The sequence below is a fragment of the Streptomyces sp. GSL17-111 genome, from assembly GCF_037911585.1.
In the GTDB taxonomy this organism is placed as follows: domain Bacteria; phylum Actinomycetota; class Actinomycetes; order Streptomycetales; family Streptomycetaceae; genus Streptomyces.
In genome coordinates this window covers 4,570,794-4,592,380 of the sequence record NZ_JBAJNS010000001.1, presented here as the reverse complement: position 1 = coordinate 4,592,380, position 21,587 = coordinate 4,570,794, and the positions used below count along the sequence as shown (strand labels likewise).

Annotated in this window: 22 protein-coding genes and 1 tRNA gene; 10 read left to right on the top strand and 13 right to left on the bottom strand. The window is 75.2% G+C overall.

Annotation, left to right across the window (positions count from 1 at the left end):
• Positions 1 to 86 precede the first annotated feature (86 nt).
• Positions 87 to 413 (top strand): antibiotic biosynthesis monooxygenase family protein, encoded by a 327-nt coding sequence (locus V6D49_RS20510; RefSeq protein WP_340561769.1) that lies wholly within the window; start codon positions 87 to 89, stop codon positions 411 to 413.
• A 41-nt stretch (positions 414 to 454) separates the two neighbouring features.
• Here the strand turns inward: V6D49_RS20510 and V6D49_RS20505 are convergent, their stop codons facing one another.
• From V6D49_RS20505 to V6D49_RS20495, 3 genes are all read right to left on the bottom strand, one after another.
• The gene (locus V6D49_RS20505) at positions 455 to 1,171 is read right to left on the bottom strand and encodes a hypothetical protein (RefSeq protein ID WP_340561768.1); all 717 of its coding nucleotides are present in this window, start codon (positions 1,169 to 1,171) and stop codon (positions 455 to 457) included.
• Positions 1,172 to 1,321: 150 nt separating this feature from the next.
• Positions 1,322 to 1,846, bottom strand: coding sequence for a GNAT family N-acetyltransferase (locus V6D49_RS20500; RefSeq protein ID WP_340561767.1), 525 nt, complete (start codon positions 1,844 to 1,846; stop codon positions 1,322 to 1,324).
• 68 nt (positions 1,847 to 1,914) lie between these two features.
• Positions 1,915 to 2,547 carry a DedA family protein gene (locus tag V6D49_RS20495; RefSeq protein WP_340561765.1) on the bottom strand — a complete coding sequence of 211 codons (633 nt, stop codon included), beginning with the start codon at positions 2,545 to 2,547 and terminating at the stop codon, positions 1,915 to 1,917.
• Between the two features lie 176 nt (positions 2,548 to 2,723).
• On the opposite strand from V6D49_RS20495, the gene V6D49_RS20490 reads away from it, so the two are divergent.
• A complete protein-coding gene (locus V6D49_RS20490; protein WP_340561763.1) occupies positions 2,724 to 3,326 on the top strand; it encodes a superoxide dismutase family protein in 603 nt (200 codons plus the stop codon).
• 47 nt (positions 3,327 to 3,373) lie between these two features.
• Here the strand turns inward: V6D49_RS20490 and V6D49_RS20485 are convergent, their stop codons facing one another.
• Positions 3,374 to 4,051 carry an HNH endonuclease family protein gene (locus V6D49_RS20485; protein ID WP_340561761.1) on the bottom strand — a complete coding sequence of 226 codons (678 nt, stop codon included), beginning with the start codon at positions 4,049 to 4,051 and terminating at the stop codon, positions 3,374 to 3,376.
• Positions 4,052 to 4,443: 392 nt separating this feature from the next.
• Here V6D49_RS20485 and V6D49_RS20480 point away from each other — a divergent pair, with 392 nt between their 5' ends.
• Positions 4,444 to 5,028 (top strand): TMEM165/GDT1 family protein, encoded by a 585-nt coding sequence (locus V6D49_RS20480; RefSeq protein WP_340561759.1) that lies wholly within the window; start codon positions 4,444 to 4,446, stop codon positions 5,026 to 5,028.
• Positions 5,029 to 5,075: 47 nt separating this feature from the next.
• On the opposite strand, the gene V6D49_RS20475 is transcribed toward V6D49_RS20480, so the two are convergent.
• On the bottom strand, positions 5,076 to 5,756 hold the full coding sequence (locus V6D49_RS20475) for an HAD-IA family hydrolase (protein ID WP_340561757.1): 681 nt from the start codon (positions 5,754 to 5,756) through the stop codon (positions 5,076 to 5,078).
• A gap of 217 nt (positions 5,757 to 5,973) precedes the next feature.
• On the opposite strand from V6D49_RS20475, the gene V6D49_RS20470 reads away from it, so the two are divergent.
• Positions 5,974 to 8,028, top strand: coding sequence for an MDR family MFS transporter (locus tag V6D49_RS20470; protein WP_340561755.1), 2,055 nt, complete (start codon positions 5,974 to 5,976; stop codon positions 8,026 to 8,028).
• A 4-nt stretch (positions 8,029 to 8,032) separates the two neighbouring features.
• Here the strand turns inward: V6D49_RS20470 and V6D49_RS20465 are convergent, their stop codons facing one another.
• A complete protein-coding gene (locus V6D49_RS20465; protein WP_340561754.1) occupies positions 8,033 to 8,536 on the bottom strand; it encodes a GNAT family N-acetyltransferase in 504 nt (167 codons plus the stop codon).
• Positions 8,537 to 8,707: 171 nt separating this feature from the next.
• Here V6D49_RS20465 and V6D49_RS20460 point away from each other — a divergent pair, with 171 nt between their 5' ends.
• A complete protein-coding gene (locus tag V6D49_RS20460) occupies positions 8,708 to 9,949 on the top strand; it encodes a choice-of-anchor A family protein (RefSeq protein WP_340561752.1) in 1,242 nt (413 codons plus the stop codon).
• An 82-nt stretch (positions 9,950 to 10,031) separates the two neighbouring features.
• A complete protein-coding gene (locus tag V6D49_RS20455) occupies positions 10,032 to 10,577 on the top strand; it encodes a hypothetical protein (RefSeq protein WP_340561750.1) in 546 nt (181 codons plus the stop codon).
• Positions 10,578 to 10,580: 3 nt separating this feature from the next.
• On the opposite strand, the gene V6D49_RS20450 is transcribed toward V6D49_RS20455, so the two are convergent.
• Positions 10,581 to 11,252 carry a TetR/AcrR family transcriptional regulator gene (locus V6D49_RS20450; RefSeq protein WP_340561748.1) on the bottom strand — a complete coding sequence of 224 codons (672 nt, stop codon included), beginning with the start codon at positions 11,250 to 11,252 and terminating at the stop codon, positions 10,581 to 10,583.
• Positions 11,253 to 11,310: 58 nt separating this feature from the next.
• Positions 11,311 to 12,288, bottom strand: coding sequence for an NADPH:quinone oxidoreductase family protein (locus V6D49_RS20445; RefSeq protein WP_340561747.1), 978 nt, complete (start codon positions 12,286 to 12,288; stop codon positions 11,311 to 11,313).
• Positions 12,289 to 12,910: 622 nt separating this feature from the next.
• On the opposite strand from V6D49_RS20445, the gene V6D49_RS20440 reads away from it, so the two are divergent.
• Positions 12,911 to 13,216: a hypothetical protein gene (locus V6D49_RS20440; protein WP_340561745.1), complete on the top strand. Its 306-nt coding sequence runs from the start codon at positions 12,911 to 12,913 to the stop codon at positions 13,214 to 13,216.
• Positions 13,217 to 13,289: 73 nt separating this feature from the next.
• Here V6D49_RS20440 and V6D49_RS20435 read toward each other — a convergent pair.
• Positions 13,290 to 13,364 (bottom strand) — tRNA-Val (locus tag V6D49_RS20435).
• Between the two features lie 145 nt (positions 13,365 to 13,509).
• Here V6D49_RS20435 and V6D49_RS20430 point away from each other — a divergent pair.
• Both V6D49_RS20430 and V6D49_RS20425 read left to right on the top strand, forming a co-directional pair.
• Complete coding sequence (locus V6D49_RS20430; RefSeq protein WP_340564172.1) at positions 13,510 to 14,775, top strand: hypothetical protein; 1,266 nt, start codon at positions 13,510 to 13,512, stop codon at positions 14,773 to 14,775.
• A 21-nt stretch (positions 14,776 to 14,796) separates the two neighbouring features.
• Positions 14,797 to 15,015: an FmdB family zinc ribbon protein gene (locus V6D49_RS20425; RefSeq protein ID WP_340561744.1), complete on the top strand. Its 219-nt coding sequence runs from the start codon at positions 14,797 to 14,799 to the stop codon at positions 15,013 to 15,015.
• Between the two features lie 67 nt (positions 15,016 to 15,082).
• On the opposite strand, the gene V6D49_RS20420 is transcribed toward V6D49_RS20425, so the two are convergent.
• The 3 genes from V6D49_RS20420 to V6D49_RS20410 are packed head-to-tail and all read right to left on the bottom strand — an operon-like array spanning position 15,083 to position 19,550.
• The gene (locus tag V6D49_RS20420) at positions 15,083 to 15,901 is read right to left on the bottom strand and encodes an HAD family hydrolase (protein WP_340561743.1); all 819 of its coding nucleotides are present in this window, start codon (positions 15,899 to 15,901) and stop codon (positions 15,083 to 15,085) included.
• Positions 15,898 to 18,336 (bottom strand): phosphoribosyltransferase, encoded by a 2,439-nt coding sequence (locus tag V6D49_RS20415; protein WP_340561741.1) that lies wholly within the window; start codon positions 18,334 to 18,336, stop codon positions 15,898 to 15,900. The genes V6D49_RS20420 and V6D49_RS20415 overlap by 4 nt, the downstream gene beginning before the upstream one ends.
• Positions 18,336 to 19,550 (bottom strand): HpcH/HpaI aldolase/citrate lyase family protein, encoded by a 1,215-nt coding sequence (locus V6D49_RS20410; RefSeq protein WP_340561739.1) that lies wholly within the window; start codon positions 19,548 to 19,550, stop codon positions 18,336 to 18,338. The genes V6D49_RS20415 and V6D49_RS20410 overlap by 1 nt, the downstream gene beginning before the upstream one ends.
• Positions 19,551 to 19,803: 253 nt before the next feature.
• Between V6D49_RS20410 and V6D49_RS20405 the strand changes: the two genes are divergently transcribed.
• The gene (locus V6D49_RS20405; protein ID WP_340561737.1) at positions 19,804 to 20,715 is read left to right on the top strand and encodes a TerD family protein; all 912 of its coding nucleotides are present in this window, start codon (positions 19,804 to 19,806) and stop codon (positions 20,713 to 20,715) included.
• Positions 20,716 to 20,786: 71 nt separating this feature from the next.
• Here the strand turns inward: V6D49_RS20405 and V6D49_RS20400 are convergent, their stop codons facing one another.
• A complete protein-coding gene (locus V6D49_RS20400) occupies positions 20,787 to 21,545 on the bottom strand; it encodes a Tellurium resistance (protein ID WP_340561736.1) in 759 nt (252 codons plus the stop codon).
• Positions 21,546 to 21,587 lie beyond the last annotated feature (42 nt).

The following is a 21,587-nucleotide window of genomic DNA, read 5'->3' as shown; positions in this document are numbered from 1 at the left end:
GCTCTCCACCCGGACGCCGCACGCCCCCGGGCCACCTGAGCGACGGTGCGGGGGAGCACGGCGCAACGGTGGGGCAGGATGGGGACATGAGCATCGTGAAGATCAACGTCCTGTCCGTCCCGGAGGAGCAGCGGGAGGTCCTGGAGCAGCGCTTCGGCTCCCGGGCCGGAGCGGTGGAGAGCTCCGACGGCTTCGAGTGGTTCGAGCTGCTACGCCCCGTGGAGGGCACGGACCAGTACCTGGTCTACACCCGCTGGCGGGACGAGGCGTCGTTCCAGGCGTGGATGGAGGGCCCGATGAAGGCCGCGCACCAGCGGGGCGGCGAGGACGCCCCGCAGCAGAAGCCGGCCGCCGCCGGGTCCACGCTGTGGTCCTTCGAGGTCGTGCAGCAGGCGGCGCCCAAGCAGGGCTGACCGCGCTCGCGGGGTCGCACCGGCCCGGGACGGGCCCGCGCTCAGCGGGCGGGCCCGTTCACCAGGTCGACCAGCAGATCGTCCACAGCCGCGCCGGGGAAGGACGCGTACACCAGGCTCGGTTCGTCGCCCAGGATGCCCTCCGTCTTGATGGACCCCGGACAGGTCTCCCCCGACTCCACGTCGAAGGACGTCACCTCACGGCCGGTGCGCAACTCGTGGACGGTGACCTCGAAGGGCTGGGCGTGGAGCGGGTACGCCTCGCCCTGCAGGGCGGCGATGCGGTCGCTGTACTCGCACGTGCCGATGCGCTCCTCCGTCTCCCTGCCCCGCGCGCAGGCGACGAGCCGGGCCTCTTCGGGGCTGTCCGGAAGCCACTTCTCGTACGTCCCGTACCCGTCCTCCACGTCGGCGTCGAACTCCACGTCCGAGCGGTCCTCCAGCACGTGGACGACGATGGGGTGCGGCCCCGGCCCGGTGTACTCGGCCGCCGCGTCCCACCCCTGGCCGCCGCGCTCGTGCTCGTAGCAGAAGGCGCGCAGGTCCGCCAGCGTCTCGATCGCCTCCTCCGGAGACGCCGAGGGGGACGGCGAGGACGACGGCGAGGAGGACGCGGACGGCCGCTGCTCGTCCGCCGGGGCGGCCGCGTCCGGGCCGTCCGAACAGCCGGCCAGCGCCGCGAGGAGCCCTCCGGCCGTCACGGCGCCCGACAGGCGGAGTAGGAGCCTCGTGCGCCGTCCGTACCCGTGCCTCGCCATGCGGTGATTCCCCCTGTGATCCGGTGCCCGCTTCCCCCCGACGCGCCCAGTGTGCCAGCCGAAACCCGCCCGGCCCAGTGGGGGTTGGGGCCGGCCCGAGCGGAGTTGACGGCTCCGGTGGGCGGTCGCCGGCAGGGGCGCGACGGGGTGTCAGAGGCCGAACGGCTCCGGGTACCTGACGGCACCGGCGGGGACCGGCCCGTCGTCGAGGGCGAGCGCGAGGAAGGCCTCGGTGGGCCAGTCGTGGCCGGGCGGGGGCGTCACCCCGAAGTCCGCGCACGGCCGGAAGCCGAAGCGCGGGTAGTACGTGGGGTGCCCGAGCACGACGACCGTGCTCTCCCCCGCCCTGCGCGCCGCGTCCAGCGCCGCGCGGATGAGGGCCGTCCCGACGCCGCCGCCCTGCCGTTCGGGGACGGTGCCGCAGGGGGCGAGCGCCAGCGCATCGGCGGAGGCGATGTGACAGCGGCTCAGCAGCACGTACGCCACCGGCTCGCCCTCGGGCGTCTGCGCCAGCATCGACAGGCCGGGAAGCCAGGCGGGGCCGCCGCGCAGCGCGTCGAGGAGCTCGGCCTCGTGCGGCGTGTCGAACGCCGACCGCAGGATGCGGCGGACGGTCGCGGCGTCCACCGTGTCGCCCGGGACCTCGGCGCGGAAGCGCCAGTTCTCCTCACCCATGGCGGCATCCTCGCACGGGAGCGCCCGCCGCCCGGGGCGGCGGTGGCGCGGGTCCGGCGCGCGCCGGATCAGCCGCGCGTGGCGCCGGGGCGGCGGCGCAGCAGGAAGGCCGCCAGCGAGCCCGCCGCGCACAGCGCGACGAGTGAGAGCAGGGTGCCGCCCCAGCTGACGCCGAACAACCGGCCCCCGAAGTAGCCGAGGGCCACGCTGTAGCCGGCCCAGACGAAGCCCGCCACGGCCGACCACACGGCGAAGGTCCGGGCCTGACGCCGTGTCGCGCCCGCCGCCATGCTCATCACCGTCCGCCCCGCCGGGGCGAACCGCGCCAGCACCATCAGCGGTCCGCCGCCCCGCCCCAGGGCGTGGCCGAGCCTGCGCTGGGCCGAGGACAGCTGGCCGGAGCGGGCCATGACGGCGGCGAACCGCTCACCCCCGCGCCGGGCGAGGGCGAAGGCGGCCAGGTCGCCGAGGACGGAGGCGACGGCGGCGCACAGCAGCAGGACGAACGTTTCGGGCAACCGGGAGCCCGCGCCGACGGCGACGGTGTCGGCGAACCCGGCGGCGGCCGCGGTGGCGGCGGTCATGAGGAGGATGCCGCTGGGCAGGACGGGCAGGAACACGTCCAACAGGACGGAGAGCACGACGAGCACGTAGATCCACGGTTCGTAGACCAACGTTCCCAGCGTTTCCAACACCGTCACTCCCGGTCCCGCTCCTCGGGCGGGAGCCGTCTTCCGCCGTACAGCGTACGCGCGGTTCCCCCACACGGACCGCAGGGGTTCGCGTGGCGCCGTTCCCGCACCGCGTTCGGCCCGGGTGGCGGGCACAGTGTCGGCCGTACGGCTCGGACAGGACTTGAGACGCGAGGGAGCAGGACATGCTGAAGGGACCGGCGACGGCGTTCATGGCGGCGGCACTGGCGGTGCTGCCCGCAGCGGCGGCGGACCGGGCGGCCGGGGCGAGCGCGCCGTCGGACGGCACGTACTGGATGACGCGCACCTCGGCGTTCGCCGTCGCGGAGCGGCAACTCACGCACGCGGCCGTGACGTACGCGCCGAAGGTGGTGCCCGAGGGAGCCGGGGTGACGGTGCGGCAGCGGCTGGACTCCGACGGCATGACGGTGAGCCTGACCGTCCGGGGCGCGGAGGCGGGCCGGACGTTCGGGGCGCACGTCCACACCCGGCCGTGCGGGCCGGAGCCGTCCGACCCCGGCCCGCACTACCAGCACGTCAAGGACCCCGTGCAGCCCTCCGGCGACCCGGCCTACGCCAATCCGTGGAACGAGGTGTGGCTGGACCTCACCACCGACGCGGAGGGCACGGGCACCGGTACCTCCCGGCAGACCTGGCGGTTCCGGGCGGGCGAGGCGCGTTCGGTGACGCTCCACCAGCACGCCACGCGCACGGGGCGCGGGGAGGCGGGCTTCGCGGGCGAGCGCCTGGCCTGCTTCTCCGTCCCCTTCCTCCCCCGGGGTCGCTGACCGGCCGGCCGGGGCCCGGTACGGCACGGGCCCCGGCCACCGCCGTCTCAGCAGCGGTTGAGGATTCCGGAGAGCGCCGACTTCTCGGCCGGGTCGACCTTCATCGCGTAGTTGTGCTTCACCCAGACCCAGGAGCGCGCGTAGAGGCAGTGGTAGGCGGAGCGCGGCAGCCACTCCGCCGGGTCCCGGTCGCCCTTGGAGCGGTTGGAGCTCGCCGACACGGCGATGAGCTGCGCGGCGCTGAGGTTGTTGGCGAAGGAGCGCCGCTTGCTCCAGGACCAGGAGTGGGCGCCGGAGCGCCAGGCCTCGGCGAGCGGCACGACGTGGTCGATGTCGAGCCCGGAGGAGTCGTACAGCGTGACCCCGTCGTACTGCGAGTACCACCTGCCGCTGACGGCGCGGCACTCGGCGTCCGTCTCGACCCCGGTGCCGTCGCGCTGGAGGACGATCTCGCGGGTGTTGCAGCTGTCCCCCTGGGAGATCCAGTGCGGGAACAGGTCGCGGTCGTAGCCGCTCAGCGAGTCCTCGGCGTCGACGGTGAGGCCCGCCAGCAGGGTGCGGGCGTCGGCGGCGCCGGGCGGCGTGGGGGGTGCGGCCTGGGCGGTGGGCGCGGTGGCCACGAGACCCGCGCCGAGACCGGTGAGCGCGAGGGCGGTGGCCAGGACCGGACGGGAGTGACGCGCGTAGCGTCGGGACGGGCGGGCGGACAGGCGTATGCGGCGCATACGGGCTCCCTGGGGTGAGACCTGCGGCGAGTGGGGGACCGGTGGTGCCTTCAGGCAGGGTGGTCCTGCCAGATGGCGCACCAGCGGTTCGCGGGTTACAGATTGGCGACATGCCCACGTCAAATCAAGGGGCGTGCAGCCACCCGCTCGCCGAGGGGGAGGCGCGGGCGCTCCGACGGGCATGTCGTAGGCTGACCGCACTGAAGGGGAGTAGCCCTCCGCCGGACCGTCGACATACTGGGCGGCTCACACCGCCCCGGCGCCCGGAGCGGCCCGCGTACGCGCGGCGCCGCCGGCGAGACCTTCGGCCGCAGTGTCCTGGACTCTGCCGTGCCGAAGCCTGCTCCCCGCAGCCCCTCTCGGTACGGCCCGACCGAACGGGGAACGCATCCGTGTTCAGCCTGACCGTCACCGCCGTCGTCTTCGGCGTCGTCTTCCTCGCCGAACTGCCGGACAAGACCGCGCTCGCCGGGCTCGTCCTCGGCACCCGCTTCAAGGCGTCCTACGTCTTCGCCGGGGTCGCCGCCGCGTTCACCGTCCACGTGGCCCTCGCCGTGGCCGCCGGCAGCGTGCTGACCCTGCTGCCCGAGCGGCTGCTCGCCGCCGTGACCGGCGCCCTCTTCCTCGGCGGCGCCGCGATGCTGCTGTGGCACAAGGGTGAGGACGACGAGGGGGCGGCGACGAAGGAACCCGCCGACCAGTCGTTCTGGAAGGTCGCGGGCAGCGGCTTCACCCTCATCATGATCGCGGAGTTCGGCGACCTCACCCAGATCATGACGGCCAACCTGGCGGCCCGCTACGAGGACCCGCTCTCGGTGGGGATCGGCGCGGTGCTCGCACTCTGGTCGGTCGCCGCCCTCGGCATCCTGGGCGGCCGGGCCCTGATGCGCCGTGTGCCGCTGCGCCTGATCACCCGCATCGCGGCCGCCATCATGGTCACGCTCGGCGTCTGGAGCCTGTACGAGGCGATCGCCTGACGGGCTCGCCCCGGCCGGGCGGGGCGGGCGTCATGCGCGGGCCGCCGTCACCCCCCGGCCGGAGCCAGGCACAGCCGGACGGCGCCGTCGGGCAGGACGTCGACCCGCACCGCCTCCAGCGTGGCCACGTGCGCGGTGGGCGCGAACGCCCCCGCGCGCGGGCCGACGCCGACGACCCGCATGCCGGCGGCCCGGCCCGCCTCGACGCCCGCGGCGGAGTCCTCGAACACGAGGCAGTCGGCGGGGGCGACACCGAGGGCGGCGGCGGCCTTCAGGAAGCCCTCCGGATCGGGCTTGCTCAGGCCGACGGACTCGGCCGTGATCCGCAACCCGGGCACGCGCAGCCCGGCGGCGGCCATGCGGGCCTCGGCCAGGGCCGCGTCGGCCGAGGTCACCAGCGCGTGCGGGACGTCCCGCACGGCGTCCAGGAAACGCGCCGCGCCGGGGATCGGGACGACGCCGACGGTGTCGGCCGTCTCCTCGGCGAGGAGGGCGCGGTTGTCCGCGTGGTGCTCCGCCAGGGGGCGGTCCGGCAGCAGCTCGGCCATCGTCGCCCAGCCCTGCCGGCCGTGCACGACGGGCAGCACGTCACGCGGGTCGAGGCCGTGCCGCACGGACCACTCGCTCCAGACGCGTTCGACGACGGCGTCGGAGTCGACGAGCGTGCCGTCCATGTCGAGCAGCAGCGCGCGGGCCGTGAGCCGGAGGCCGGGAGAGGTACCGGGCATGGCGGCTCCAGGGAACGAAAGGAGTGGCTCCGCCCGCCGGTCAGGGGCCCCGTGACCACACAGTCACCACGGGCACGGGCGGAACCACTTTGTTTCTGCACCATACAAAACAAGCGGGGCCTCGCGCCACCCCGTGCCGTCCCCCGCTTCCCGGCGGGCCCCGCAGCCGGCGTCGCCTCGACAGGACGGGACGGAAGCGGACACCCACCATGGACCCATGACGCACGCGCCGCCCTCCGGGCCCGCCACCCGCCAGGACAAGCGCACGCTCTACCTGGCCCTGAGCGCCCTGCTCATGGGCATGCTGCTCGCCGCCCTCGACCAGACGATCGTGGCCACCGCCCTGCCGACGATCGTCAGCGAGCTGGGCGGCATGGACCACCTCTCCTGGGTCGTCACCGCCTACCTCCTCGCCGCGACGGCCGCCACCCCGCTGTGGGGAAAGCTCGGCGACCAGTACGGCCGCAAGCGGCTCTTCCAGGGGGCCATCGTCATCTTCCTGATCGGCTCCGCCCTCTGCGGCGTCGCCCAGGACATGGGTCAGCTGATCGGCTTCCGCGCCCTCCAGGGCCTGGGCGGCGGCGGGCTGATGGCGCTGTCGATGGCCATCGTCGGGGACCTCGTCCCGCCCCGCGAACGCGGCCGGTACCAGGGACTGTTCGGCGCGGTCTTCGGCGTCACCAGCGTCCTCGGACCGCTGCTCGGCGGCCTCTTCGTCGACCACCTCAGCTGGCGCTGGGTCTTCTACATCAACCTGCCGCTGGGCGCCCTCACCCTCCTCGTCATCGCGGCCGTCCTCCACCTGCCCCGGCTGCGGGAGCGGCACCGCATCGACTACCTCGGCACCGCGCTCATCGCCGCCGTGGCCGCCGCCATCGTCCTGACCACCTCACTCGGCGGCACGACCTGGGCGTGGGGCTCCCCCGAGATCGTCGGGCTCGCGGTGCTCGCCGCCCTGCTGCTCCTGTGGTTCGTGCGCGTCGAGCGGCGGGCCGCCGAACCCGTGCTGCCGCTGAGCCTCTTCCGCAACCGGACGTTCACCCTCTGCGCGGTCATCGGCTTCGTCATCGGCTTCGCGATGTTCGGCGCGCTGACCTACCTGCCGACGTTCCTCCAGGTCGTGCACGGCATCTCCCCGACGCTCTCCGGCGTCCACATGCTCCCGATGGTGCTGGGTATGCTGCTCACCTCGACCCTCTCCGGGCAGCTCATCACCCGCACCGGCCGGTGGAAGATCTACCCGGTCCTCGGCACCGCCGTCGCCGCCGTCGGCCTCCTGCTCCTGCACAACCTCGGGGTGGACAGCGGAGACGGGGAGATGAGCCTGTACTTCCTCGTCTTCGGCCTCGGGCTCGGCCTCGTCCTCCAGGTCATCGTGCTCGTGGCGCAGAACTCCGTGCGCTACGAGGACCTGGGCGTGGCCACCTCGGGCGCGACGTTCTTCCGCTCCATCGGCGCGGCGGTCGGCGTCTCCGTCTTCGGCGCCGTCTTCGCCGCGCTGCTCGTGCCCCGCCTGGAGGAGTCGCTCGCGGACGCCGCCCTGCCGCCCGGCGTCACCCCGGAAAGCCTCTCGGAGGACCCGCGCGGCGTCGGGCGGCTCGCTCCGGGGGAACGCGCCGGAGCCCTGGAGGCCTACTCGGACTCGATCACCGACGTCTTCCTGTGGGCCGTCCCCGTCATGGTCGTCGCCTTCGTGCTCGCCTGCCTGCTCAAGGAGACGCCGCTGCGGGCCGGCGTCCAGGTACCCGACACCAGCGAGACGCTCGGGCTCAACCCCGTCGAACGCTCCTCGCACGACGAGCTGTGCCGCGCGCTCAGCGTGCTGGGCAGCCGCGAGGGCCGCAAGGACCTCTACGTCCGGCTCATCGCCGACGCCGGGCTCGACCTGCGCCCGGCCGCGGGCTGGCTCATCCTGCGCATGCACCGGGACGGCGGCGTGGAACCCGCGCTGCTGGCCGACCGGATGGGGCTGGACCGGGGCGTCATCTTCGCCGGTGCCCGGCAGGCCGAGGAGCGCCGGCTGGCGGTGCGCGAAGGGCTGGACCTCACCCTCACCCCGGTCGGCCACGCCGTCGCCGAGCGGCTCGCGCACGCCCGGGAGAACGCCCTGGCCACGCTGCTCGGGGACTGGTGGACGCCCGACCGCCCCCGCGACCTCACCGACCTCGTCCACGAGCTCTCCCGGGATCTCGGCGGCTCCGAGTCCGAGACACCGCACAGGGACGACGACCGCCACCCCGCGCCGCGCGGGCCGCTCGCACCACCCGGCTGACGGCTCAGCCCAGCGGCTTCGCGTACCAGTGACCGGCCATGTCGTTCGCGTTGTACGGCGGCACCTCCGCGTAGCCACGCCGCTCGTACAGCCGTCGGGCCGCCACCAGCTCGGCGCGGGTGTCCAGCACCAGGCGCGTCGCGCCCAGTCGCCGGGCGGCCTCCTCGGCCGCGTCCAGCAACGCCTTCCCCACGCCCCGGCCGCGCGCGGCGGAGGCGACGTACATGCGCTTGAGCTCCGCCGTGTCCCCGTCCAGCCCGCGCACGCCCGCGCAGGCCACCGGCTCCCCGCCCACCCGGGCGACGAGGAAGACCCCGTTCGGCGGGGTGAGGTCGGACCCCGTGCCGGTCAGGTCGGCGGGCGGCACACCGATCGCGGCGCCCACCTCCCGCGCGTAGGCGTCGAGCAGCACGCGGGACGAGGCCGCCGACACCGGCTCCTCGGCGACGGTCCAGCCGGGGCCGGGCTCGGGGCGGGGGGACGACGCGGGCGCGGAGGAGATCGGCATGCCACCAGTATCCCGCCGGGCGCGGAGCCCGCCGGACGGGCCCGGCCCGGGTCCGCCCCGGTCCGCCCCGGGCGCTCCCGGAGCGGACCGTTCATGACGGCTTCATCACGGTCCTCGCAGGACGCCGCCACCGCTTGACCCGCCGGTCCCGGGGTGGCGATCATGCGTCGCATGCGGCCCCTCCCCCCACGCGCTGCCGCGCTCGCCGCCTTACTGGCCGGCAGCGGTCTGCTCCTCGCGACGCCCGCCCCCGCCGTCGCCGCTCCCGCCTGCGGCCCCCAGCTCGGAGCCGCCGGCAGCTTCACCGAGTTCGTCCTCGGCGACTCCGACCGGTTCGGCGAGAGCGAGGGGGCCGTCGCCGTCGGCGGTGACGCCGACTTCACCCGTGGCTTCAGCATCGCGGGCCAGCCCGCCCCCGCCGACTCCGTGCCGGAGGACACCACGCTCGTGGTGGGCGGCACCCTGCGCAACGGGTCCGCCGGAAGCTCGACGTTCACGGTCCTGGAGCGCGGCACGGCCGTGTACGGCGGGCTCGACGGCCGTCCGCCGGTGGTGAAGGCCGGGCTGGAGGCGACCGAGGGCGGCTCCCCCGTCGACTTCCCCGCCGAGTTCCGCTCGCTGCGGGCCCTGTCCGAGCGGCTCGACGCGCTGCCCGCGCGCGGCAGCGTCGCACGCACCACGAACGACGGCGCGACCGTCGTGCGGCTGCTGGGCGAGGACGAGGACCTCAACGTGTTCCCGGTCAGCGCGAGCCGGCTGGAGTCGGCGCACAAGGTCCTGATCGTGGTCCCGGAGGGCGCCACGACGGTCGTCAACGTCTCCGGCCCCGTGTACGAGAACGGCGCGGCCCGCGTCGAGACCTCCGCCGGGGACAGCGAGGACGACGGTGCCGGCGGTGACGGCGGCGAGGGAGACGGCCCGGACGACACCGGGGACGCCGCCGGGAGCGGCGGGGACGGGCGCCGGGCGGCCGGCCGGCTGCTGTGGAACTTCCCCGACGCTACCGCCGTCACCCAGCCCGCCGGCGCCCACTGGCCCGGCTCCGTCCTCGCCCCGAACGCCGCCGTCGAACTCGACCCGGACGGGCGGGTGACCGGCACCGTCGTCGCCGCCTCGCTCACGGGCCGGGGCAGCGACACCCTGCGCGCACCGTTCACCGGCTGCCTGGACACGCCGCTCACCCCTCCCGACGGCGGCACGGGCACGGCCGGGGAGGACGACGACGCGGCCGGCGGCGACGGCGCGGGCCTGCACCTCCGCGCCCTGCTCGTCGCCACCCTCGGCGCCCTCGCCGCCGGGGCCGCCGCCCTGTGGGCCGGCGCCGGACGCGGCCGGGGAGGGGACCGGGACCGGCGCCGGGACCGGCCGGGCACCGGACACCTGGACGTCACGGCCGACGGCGGCCGGGGCTGACCGGCACCGGACCCGACCGTCCGACGGTCCGCGTCCAGGCGGCCGCCGGTTCACCGGCCCGGCGGCGGGGCACCCGCACCGCATGCCCCGAACGTCCCGCCACCCCTCGCCCGGTACGCCGACCCGCCGCCGTCCCCCGGGCCACGCCCTGCTCGGCGTCTACCTCAACGACCACCTCGCCGGGGCCACCGGCGGCCAGGAGCTGGCCCGGCGCGTCGCCCGGAACCACCGGGGCGCACCGGCCGAGGAGGCCCTGGCGCACCTCGCGGAGGAGATCGCCGAGGACCGCGCGAGCCTGCTGCGCCTCATGCGCCGCCTCGGCGTCCGCCCGAGCCGCTCCAAGGTGCTGGCGGCACGGCTCGCCGAACGCGCCGGACGCCTGAAGCCGAACCACGCCCTGGTCCACCGCTCACCGCTCAGCCCGCTGCTGGAACTGGAGGGCCTCTCCCTGGGCGTGCACGGCAAGCTCGGCCTGTGGCGCACCCTGCTCGGCGTCGCCGACCCGCTCGGGCTGGACCGTTCCGAGCTGCGGACGCTTCAGGAGCGGGCCGAGCGGCAGGCGGCCGTGCTGGAGGAGATCAGGCTGGCCGGGCCCGCGCCCTTCGCGCGCGCCGACCCCCACCGCTGACGCTCAGGGCGCGCCCCGCGACCCGTCCAGGCCCAGGTGCGCGAGCAGCTCCGGGGACAGGTCGGCGGCCAGCCCCGGCTCCGCCGTGGTGACGAGCGCGGGCAGCGCGCGTGCCAGGATCAGCACCAGCTCAGCACGCGGGACGGTAGGCTCCTTCGCCCAGGCCAGGGCCGTGTCCTCCACGAAGCTGAACCAGCCCCGCAGCGCGAGCTCCGTGCGGGGCGTCGTCTCGAGGGCGCCCAGCGAGGCCGCCGCCCGCGCCACGAAGTCGCCGCGGATCTCCTCGTAGATCTCACTGACGTAGTCCGCGCCCCCGGCCGACCCCCGCAGCAGGGCCAGGTACGGCTCCCGGCGGCGCTCCAGGAAGCCGAGGTAGCCGTCCAGGGACTGCGTCAGCTGCACCGCCCGCGACGCCTCCGCGTCCGGCCGCGCCGCCCGCAGGATGCGCCGCGCGGCGGCCCGCACCACCGCCACGTAGAAGTCCCGCTTGGTGGCGAAGTAGTGGAACAGCAGCCCGCGCGAGATGCCCGCCTCGGCCGCGATCTCGTCGATCGACAGGTCGTGGATCGGCCGTTCGGTCAGCATCCGCAGCCCGATGCCGACGAGCTGACGGCGCCGGTCCTCGGCGCTGAGCCGGGCCCGGGCTGGGGCCGGCGGGGAGGGGGAGTCGGGCATGGGCCTCATTCTAGGAAGCTGCGGGGGCTCCCACCGGGGCCGCCCGCTCCCCCACCGGTCACCTGACCTTCAGGACGACCTTGCCCAGCGCCGTGCGCCGCTCGAGCGAGGCGATGGCCTCGGCCGCCCCGTCCAGCGGGTGCAGCACCGGCTCGGGCACCGGCACGGCCCCGGACGCCAGCAGCGGTTCGTAGGCGGCCCACTGCTCGGCCAGGTACTCGGGGTCCGACAGCCACCAGGCCCCCCAGCCCACGCCGCGCACGTCCACGTTGTTGAGCAGCAGCCGGTTGACCTTGACCGTCGGAATCTCGCCGCCGGTGAAGCCGACGACGAGCACGCGTCCGGCCGGGGCGAGGGAACGGAGGCTGTCGGTGAACCGGTCCCCGCCCACCGGGTCGACGACGATGTCCACGCCTCGGCCGCCGGTCAGCTCCTTCACCCGGTCCCGCCAGCCGTCGGTGAGGACGACGTCCGTCGCCCCGGCCGCCTTCGCGACCTCGCCCTTCTCCTCCGTGCTCACCACGGCGACGACCCGCGCGGCACCCATCGGCCCCGCCAGCCGCAGCGCCGACGTCCCGATGCCCCCGGCCGCCCCGTGCACCAGCACCGTCTCGCCCTCCCGCAGCCCGCCGCGCCGGCCCAGCGCGAAGTGCACGGTGAGGTCGTTGAACAGCAGCCCGGCGCCCGCCTCGAACGAGACGTTGTCCGGCAGCCGGAACGTCATCGACGGCGGGACGGCCGCGACCTCGGCCATGCCCCCGCCGAACCCGGTCAGCCCCACGACGCGGTCCCCCGCGTCGAAACCGGAGCCCTCCGGTGCGCTCCGCACCACCCCGGCCACCTCACTGCCCGGCACGAACGGCAGCTCCGGCCGGTACTGGTACTGCCCGCGCGAGAGCAGCACGTCGGGGAACGCGACGCCCGCCGCGTGCACGTCCACCACGACGGCGTCGGGGTCGGTGGGCTCCGCCGCCTCGCCCACCTCCACGGCCTCCGGTCCTTCCAGCTCCACGATCCGTACCGCCCGCACGGCCATCCCTCCTCCTGTTGAGCAACGCTCAACAACATACGCCCGACCCACGGCGGGAGCACAAGGCGTCCGTGCCCTGCATCGGAGCTCCGGGGATGTGCGCCCGCCCAGCGCGGTGCCCCCGGCCGGCGCCGCGCCGGGCGGTGAGGCACGTCCTCGGCGGACCGGCCCACGCGGGCTACTGCCGCCGGCGCTTCCCCTCCTTGGCCTTGCGCTTCTGGATCGTGTACGAGGACCACGCGCCGCGGTGCTCGTGACAGCGCGAGGCACCGACCATCGCGCGATTCCGACAGCGGGTGCCCTTCTTCGTCCACGCTCCGCACGTGGACTGCCTGGTCGCCATGTGCTCCGGTCCGCCCTTCGTCAGTCCGCTGTGACACGGCCATGGTCGGACTCGGCGGAGCCCCTCCGACAGGCGCACGGAGGACGACACGGAGTCGCCGGGAAGCACGAGCGGCCACGCACGTCACCGGCCCGCCCCGGCGTGCGCGGCACCGGGCGCTGGCCGCGCCTCCCCCGCCGTGCGCCCACCTGAGTACGCGTACTCATGCGGGTCGGCCGGGGCCGCGGACAGACTGCGGGGCGGGGCGGGGCGGCCGTCCGTCGGCATCACGACCGGGGGTGGGGTGTGCACGAACCGTCGACCGGCCAGAAGGCCGCCGCCGTCGTTCTGCTCCTGCTGGCCGACCTGTTCGTGGTCGGCTGCCTGCTGTGGGGCTACCTGTGGACGGGGTGGGGCGACGGCTGGAACGAAGGCCACCCGCCGGAAGCACCCCGGCTGGCCCGGGAGTTCATGTGGTACCTCGCCGGGAGCGCGGTCGTCACCGCAGGCGCGCTGATCGCCTTCGGCCGGGGCGCCTACGCCGCCGTGCAGCTCGTGGTGCTGGGCGGCGGCGCCGCGCTGTTCGCCGCCCTCGCGACCCGGACGCACTGAGCCGTACCGCGATCCCCGGCGTCGGCACGGATGGGCAAGACCCCCGACTGTCCTCGGCCGGGGGTCTTCGGGGTGGTGGGCGCAGACGGGTTCGAACCGCCGACATCTGCCTTGTAAGGGCAGCGCTCTACCGCTGAGCTATGCGCCCGGACACGCGCACCCGGGGGTGGGCGCACGACGAGGGTAAAGGATAGCGGGCGGTCGGTGGTGCCGTGGCCTGCGTGCCGGGCGGGGTGCGGTGGAACAATGGTGGCGGCCAGAGGCGGACACCCGGAGGGGATTGTGTGGCGGCGATGAGCGGGGGCGGCGGGACGCGGCGGTGGGGCTGGGGCGGCGGACGCGCGGAGCAGCTGCGGGCCGAGGCGCAGGCTGCGAAGGACGCCGCAGCGGCGGCCTTCTACGCACTGGACACCGCTCAGCGTGACGTGCGCATCTCGGTGGAGACGATCGGCGCCGTGGACGCGTCGGGGCCCGGGCGGCGGACGGTGGAGCGGTTCGCGGAGTTCGGGCAGCGGATCGACGCGGTGAGCCACGACTACATCCAGGCGGTGGACGCGCACGACCTGGACCGGGAGGGGCTGGAGCCGGGGGCGGCCCAGCAGGCGCTGCGGGACCTGGAACGGGTCAGAGGGGAGCTGGAGCGGACCCGTGCGGACCTGGCGCGGTTCGAGCACGGGCTGGCCCCGCTGCTCCAGCACGCGGAGGCCCAACTGGCGCAGGTGGCACCGGCCGTCGAACGGGGACGGCAGGCGCTGCTGGGGGCGACACAGGCGCTGGACGCCGCGCGGGAGGCCGGTTTCGCGGCGCAGGAGCAGGCGGCCCGGCTGGCCGCGCTCGCCCCGGAGCTGACCCGGCTGAACGAGGGCGCGGCCCGGCACGGCGTCCCGGAGACGATCCGCCGGGCGGAGGACGTCCAGCGGCGGGCCGAGGCGGTGCGGGAGGAGGCGCGTCGGCTGCCCGAGCAGGCCGCCGAGATCGACCGCAGGCTGGCCAGCCTGCGGACCCGGGCCCAGGCGCTGGCCACGCGGGCCGAGACGGTGGAACCGGTGCTGAGCGAGCTGCGGCGGCGCTTCAGTGCCGCGTGCTGGGAGGATCTCCAGCACGTGCCGGCGCAGGCGCTGGAGGCGTCCCGGCAGGCCGAGGAGAAGCTGCGCGAGGCGCAGGAGGCCCGGCGGGCGCAGCGCTGGCCGGACGCGACGGCGCTCCTGGCGACGGTCCGGGCGTCGCTGAACAGCGGGGACAGCGCGGTCTCGGCGGCCGGGGAGCGGCTGGACCGGCTGAACGAGGTGGCGTTCAGCCATGAGCGGGAGACCGAGCGGGCCCGGTTCGCCGTCCGGGACGCGCAGAAGCTGGCCATGGCGGGTCGCAGCACGCCCGACCCCCGGCACGCCGCGCCGCTGGACGAGGCGGTGGCCCGGCTGGAACGGGCGGTGGCGGGCCTGGAGGGCGGCGGCCGACACCCGGACTACTGGCACTTCCTGACGGAGCTGGACGCGATCCGGGAGACGGTGTCCGCCGTGGTGCGGGACATCCGGGAGAGCCGGGGCGGGCAGCGCTGACCCGCGGCTATCCTGCGGGGTATGCCGAGATATGAGTTCCGTTGCCGCGAGTGCGGCACGTCGTTCGAGGTCAGCCGCCCGATGGCGGAGTCCGGTGCGCCCGCGTCCTGTCCGCAGGGACACGGGGACACGGTGAAACTGCTGTCGGCGGTGGCGGTGGGCGGCACGAGGGCCGCACCCGCGCCCGCCGCCCAGGGCGGCGGCGGTGGCGGATGCTGCGGGGGCGGTTGCTGCGGCTGACCGCCGGGTCGGCGGGTCAGGGGCCGGCGGGTCGGCGGCGGGTCGGCGGCGGGTCGGCGGGTCGGCCTTACACCCCGGCGCAGCGCAGGGCCTCGTCGAGGATGCGCTCCCCCGCGCCGACCCCGACGTCGGGCAGCGCCGTGATGTGCGGGGCGGTCCAGCCGGTGTCGGCCAGTTCGCCGTGGCCGGGACGCCAGCCCGCGTCGGCGGCGAGCAGGAGGTCGGCGTCGAGGAGGGAGTCCCCGGCGGCGAGGGTCCGGCGGGCGCCGGTCCGGCGGACGACCTCGGCGACGGCGGCGCTCTTGGTGAGCGGCCGTGGCACGGCGTAGACCTTGCGGCCCTGGACGGAGATCGCCCAGCCGAGCGGCTCGGCCCAGGCCGCCAGGTCCTTGATCCACGCCTCCGGCAGCAGGGTCCGGTCCACGACGAGGTAGGCGAAGAGGTCCTCGGCGGTGCGCTCCTTCAGCAGCCAGGCCGGGTCGGACGCGCGACGCAGGTGCTCCCGGACCTCGGCCAGCGGGGCGCAGGCGTCGTCGAGCCGGGCCAGGACGGCGCGGTGCCAGTCGTGGTCGGTGCGGCCGTCCACCAGGAGGTGGCCGCCGTTGGCGCAGATGGCGAACGGTGCGGGCGGGCCCGGCAGGTGGATGCGCCGGTACTGCTCGCGGGTGCGCGTGGTGGTGGGGACGAGGACGCTGCGCGCGGCCAGCTCGGGGAGCAGCGCGGCGGCGCGTTCGGTGAGGTAGGACAGCGGCTTGCCCTGGTAGACCTCGACGCACAGCAGCCGGGGTGCCTCGGCGTCCGGCACGTCGAGGTGGAGCGCGGCGGCGGAGTAGATGAGGGTGCGGTCGAGGTCGCTGGCGACGAGCAGGGGTCCGGTGGGCGTCATCGGGCGGCCTTTCCGTCGGCGCCGGTGGCGCCCCTGGTGTAGCGCGGGTGGATGAGCCCGACGCAGGTGTAGGGCAGGTCGTCGGTCTCCTCGACGGGCACGCCGCGCTGCTGGGCGAGCAGCCGGACGTGGTCGAGGTCGGTGCCCGCTCCGCGCCGGGCCAGGATGCGCCAGGGCACGCGGCGCAGCAGGACGCGGGTGGTCTCGCCGACGCCGGGCTTGACGAGGTTGACGTCGCCGATGCCGTACTCGTCGCTGATGCGCTCGACCGCCCGCCAGCCGTCCCAGGTGGGGGTGCGGTCGGCGGTGCGCAGGGCACGGGCGTCGGCGGCGGCGTCGGCCGCGACGTCGGGGAAGTGCGCGGCGACGGAGTCGAGAAAGTGCGCGGACAGGTCGCTCCCGGCGAGCTCCCGGTAGTGCTTGGCGCCGTGGAAGTCGCCGGGCCCGACGAGGTCGGCGCGCAGGACGGTGCGGGAGATCAGCCCGGACACGGTGGAGTTCAGGCAGGCCGACGGGATGAGGTAGTCCTCGCGCGTGCCGTAGGTGCGCACACAGCCACCCGGGTCGGCGAGGACGGCCAGGTCGGGGTCGAAGCCGGGGAAGGGGCGCAGGGCGTCGGCCAGTTCGCGCGTGATGGCGCCCTTGCCCGTCCAGCCGTCGACGAAGACGACGTCGGCCGGGTCGTGGTGGGCGGCGAGCCAGCGCAGCGCGGTGGTGTCGATGCCCCGGCCGCGCACGATGGAGACGGCGTAGTGGGGCAGGTCGAGGCCGTGGGCGTGCCGGGCCCAGCGGCGCATGAGGACGCCGACGGGCGTGCCGGCCCGGGCGAGGGAGACCAGGACGGGGCGCGGGCCGCGCTCGGCCAGGACGGTTTCGGTGACGGTGCCCACGGCGCGGGCGACGCGGGCGGCGGAGAGGTCCAGCGCGGTGTGGAAGAGGCGCTGGTACTCGGGGCTGGGCTGGTACTCGACGGGCAGCGACTCCGCGTAGTGGGCGCCGCCGCGCTGGATGGCCTCCTCCCGCTCCTCGGTGGGGGCTTCGAGGGAGACGGCGGAGAGGTCCTGGAGGAGCCAGCCGCAGTCCTCGGCCGGGTAGGAGGAGAAGTGCGGGCCGCGCAGGGGCCGCGGGAGGGGGTCGGGCGAGGGCAGCGTCGCCCGGACGACGCGTCCGGTGCGGGTCGCGAGCCGGGCGAGGAGACCGTCGGGGGCGTGCAGGGCGGGGGTGTCGGCGGCGGAGTCGGTGATGACGACGATGGCGTCGAACCCGGGGTCGCGGGGGTGGTCGCGCGGGGGGATGTTGTACGCGTAGCGGGGCCCGGGGCCGTCGGAGGGGGTGTCGTGGGCGGGGAAGACAATGCGGTGCCGGATGGCGTAGCCGGGATCGTCGACGGCGAGCACGGGCGAGCGGGTGGTGGTGGAGTAGCGGACCTCCGCGCCGGTGGCGCCGGTGAGGGCGTCGGCGATGCGCAGCGGCACGTACATCAGTTCCTCGGTGCCGAGCACCAGGACGCGGCGTGCGTCCTTCGGCAGCGCGGCGGCGACGGGGTCGGCCAGGGCGGGCAGGACCGCCTCCAGCCGGGCGCGGTGCTCGGGGGTGAAGCCGTGTCGGCCGCCTTCGGGCAGCCCGGCGGGCCAGGGAAGCTCCACGGGGACGATCTCGGCGGCGCCCGCGTCGGGGCCGCCGTCGGTCGCGGCGTCGGTCGCGGCGTCGGTCGCGGCGGCCGTCCCGGCGGGGTCACCGGCCGCCTCGGCCTCGGCGATGAGGGCCGCCGCCCGCTCCAGGACGTCGGGCGGGAGCGTCAGCGTGCCGTCCGCGAGGGCCACGACGTCCACGCGCGCGCCGAGTTCGGCGGCGAACTTCTCCAGCGTCGCCGTGTCCTGCGGTGAGCGCATGTCGGTGAGGGCGACGACGACGTATCGCTCGCGCGGGTAGGCGCGGTGCAGTGCGGCGATGGTGTTGCGGACGGTGGTGCCGGTGGAGAACTCGTCGTCGACGAGGACGAGCGGCCCGGCGCCGGCCAGCAGCCGCCGGTCGGCGGGGAGCAGCAGGTGGGAGGTGTGGTGGGAGTGCTCCTCCTCGAACCCGGCGGCCTGGGCGTACCCGGGCACGGGACGGCGGGTGGAGTGCAGGTACGGGGCGCGTCCGACGCCGTCGGCGACGCAGTGGCCGAGGCCCGTCGCCGTCTCCGCGTAGCCGAGGACGACGGCGCGCGCGGCGTCCTCCTCGCCGAGCAGTTCGCGGACGCGGTGGCCGAGCCCGAGCGCCGTGGCCAGGACGACGCCGGGCAGCTGCGGGACGTGCTTGCCGAGCACGCGGGAGACCAGCAGGTGGGCCCGCTTGGGGTTGCGGCGCACGGCGAGGCCGAGCAGGTCCCGGATGCCCTCACCCCTCAGCTCGACGCCGAGCCGCTCGGCCGTCCAGGTACCTGTCCACATCACGCGTGCGTTCCGTCCTCTTCCGTGCCCCGGTGGTCGTGGTCGTGCTGGCCTGCGGCGAGGAGGTCCACGAAGTCGACGCCCTCGCGGGCGACTCCGAAGACCTCGGCCCGCAGCAGGGTGCGCTCGGCCCACGCCCGATGGGGTTTGACCTCGTTCATCTTGTTCGTGTACGCCGAACGCAGGACCCCGCCGCCGTGCCGCTCGGGCCGCAGGATGTCGGTGGCGTCGCTGAACTCCTCGTGCGTCACCACGGAGAGGGCGTGCACCGGGGCCACGTGGGAGGGGTGTATGCAGGTCTTGCCCTGCAGACCGTTGGCGCGGTCGAGCTGGATCTCGCGCAGCAGACCGTCCATGTCGTGCTCGATCAGCTCGGCGCGCAGCTCGTCCGCGCCCCGCCAGCGGAACGGGGAACTGCGCAGCTGCGGCTTGAACATCCGCTCCGAGAAGCGGAAGTACTCCCACACCGGGCCGGTGACGGTACAGCCGGTGCCGTCGTTGCGGCCGAGGACGTTGACGACGTCGGCGATGACGGTGGCGACCAGGCCGACGTCGTACGCCGTGATGTGCGGCGTCCTACGCAGCCCGTAGACGGAGCAGAAGTCGGTGACGCCCAGCCGCAGCGCGAGGACGCGGTCGCGGTACTTGTCGACGGAACGGGCGATACCGGCCAGCGTCTCGGCGCGGGTCTCCAGGTGGAGCACCTCGGGCGACTCCAGGACCGGCATGGCGAACAGTCGTCGCCCGCAGTCACTCTCCGCGCGGGCGAGGGCTTCGAGGAACGGCATGCCCCGGTCCTCGGTGAACTTCGGCAGCACGTAACCGGAGAGCAGCCGCACCGCGTCGCCGAGCCGCGTGGTCAGCCGGGTGATCTGCTCGGCCTCCCGGACCCGCACGAACAGCAGCGGCAGCTCCGCGTCGGCGTCGTGGCCGCCCTCGTGCAGCGCGGTGAGCTGGCGCACCAGGTTGGCCTCGGCGGCCGGCACCTCGGCATCGGCGATGGAGTCCTCCAGGCACAGGACCATGGAGACGACGCCACGGTCGGCCAGCTTCACCACGTCCCGCGCGAGGTGCGGCCGGGTGGCGGGACTGTAGAGCGTCGCGCCGAGGGCGACGGCGAGGAGATTCGCGGGGGACGCGGAGGTGAACTCCACGGGCTCCTGGTGAAAGAGCGCTTCCCGGACGGACGGTGCGAGGTGCCCGAAGTGGCGCATGGAACCCCCGTATCACTGGTGCGCGCCGGGCCGTCGCGGTGAAACCCGGCCGGCTCATCGTACGTGCGAACGCCGGTCCGAAGCCCCCGCGCACATGAACGTCACCTTACCGGCGACCGACCTCCCGGTATCCGGGCCACCGCACCGCTGTCGGGGGGGCGCCACGCCGAGGGCCCGACCGGCAGGGCAGGCCGGGCCCGCCACCGGCACGCCCGGCTTGCCCTGCCGGTCGGGGGCTCGGCAGGATGGCCGTATGACCCAGGTGATGGCGAAGGGCTCCAACATCGAGCTGCGGGCCACCGCGGTGCAGGCGGTGCTCCGCTGGTCGGGCGCCCCGACCGCACTGGACATCGACGCCTCCGCGCTGCTGCTCGGCGCGGACGGCCGGGTGCGTTCGGACGACGACTTCGTCTTCTACAACCAGCCACGGCACCCCTCCGGGCTGGTGCGGCACCGGGCGAAGACCCGCGACGCCGACGGCCTCACCGACACCGTCGAGGCGGACCTGTCCTCCCTCGACCCGACGGTCGACCGCGTCATGCTCACCGCCTCCGCCGACGGCGGGACGTTCGGCGAGGTCGGCGGCGGTATGCGGCTGCTCGTACGGGACGCGGTGAGCGGGACGACGCTCGCGTCGTTCGACTTCAGTCCGGAGACCGGCGCCGAGACGGCGATGATCTGCGGTGAGCTCTACCGACGCGGGTCGGGTTGGAAGTTCCGCGCCCTCGGGCAGGGCTACAGCAGCGGACTGGTGGGGCTCGCGACGGCGTTCGGCGTCTCGGTCGACGAGGGGAACGCCGACGGGGCCGCCACCCACGTCCCGCCGCCGCGTGCGTCCGGCGCGGACCCCGTGGGCGGGCCCGGGCCGGGCACGGTGCCGGAACCGCCGCACGAGCCGGGGGTGCCGGAGCCCGAGCCCGTCCCTCCGCCGGCCCCCGGGCCGCCCCCGCCCGCGCCGGGGCCCGTCCCCGAGCCGGAGCCGCCGGGGCCGGGGCCCGTACCGCAGCCCCCGCCCGCGCCGCCGGAACCACCGGCCTACCCGCCGGTACCGGCCCAGCACCCGCTGGCCGGGCCGCAACCCGCGTACGGATATCCCCAACCGGTGGGCGGGCCGACGTTCACCCTGCCGCCGCAGGGGCCGCAGTTCGCGTCCCCCCGGGGCTGACGGGGCCCGCGCTGACGGGGCCCGCGCTGACGGGGCCCGCGCTGACGGGTCGCGGCCGGTACCGGCTGCCGTCAGCGCCGGGACGGGGACTTGTAGCCCCGCCCCCAGGCCATGCCCCAGCCGTAGAGCCGGTCCAGGTCGGCCTGGAAGCCGTAGACGTACCGCACTTCCCGCCGTGCGACGAGGTTGCCGTTCTTGTCGTGCTCGATCATGAGCACGGCACAGGAACGGGCCTCGGGCGCCCGTTCGTCGAGCCCGACCTCCACGTGCGGTCCACTGCTGGGCACCAGCGTCACGATGGCGTGCGTGCGGTCGAACGCGGGCGTGCCGTCGTAGATGTAGACGAAGAACAGCAGCCGCTTGATCTCGTCGGCGTGGTCGAGGTTGACGTAGATCGTCTCCCCGGAACCACTGCCGAACCGGTCGTCGCCGCTGAGCTTCACGTAGGGCGGGTCGTGCATGTCGCCCACCAGGCCGCCGAGCGGCTGGACGACGCCCTTAGAGCCGTCCTTCAGCTCGTACATGCAGGCCAGGTCCAGGTCGACGTTGACCATGCCCTGCGTGTGGGCGTTCACCGGCTCGGGCTTGAGCATCTCCAGCGGGTTTCGCAGGGAGATCCGACGGCGCGGCCGGTCGTAGAGATCCGAGGGGCGCATGCGCCAGGAGAGGTTGACGCGCAACGTGCCGGTGTGGGCACCCTCCTGCGTGAGCGACACCTGCGGGTACCGCTTGGTCAGCTCCACCGCGTAACTCGACGGACCGCCCACCGTGTCGAACCGCGGCCCGCGGTTCCTGTTGCCGCTGCGCCAGTGCTCCCACAGAGAGACCATGCCCTGCCCCCATTCCCCGGTCCGCTCGGACAACGCCACGGG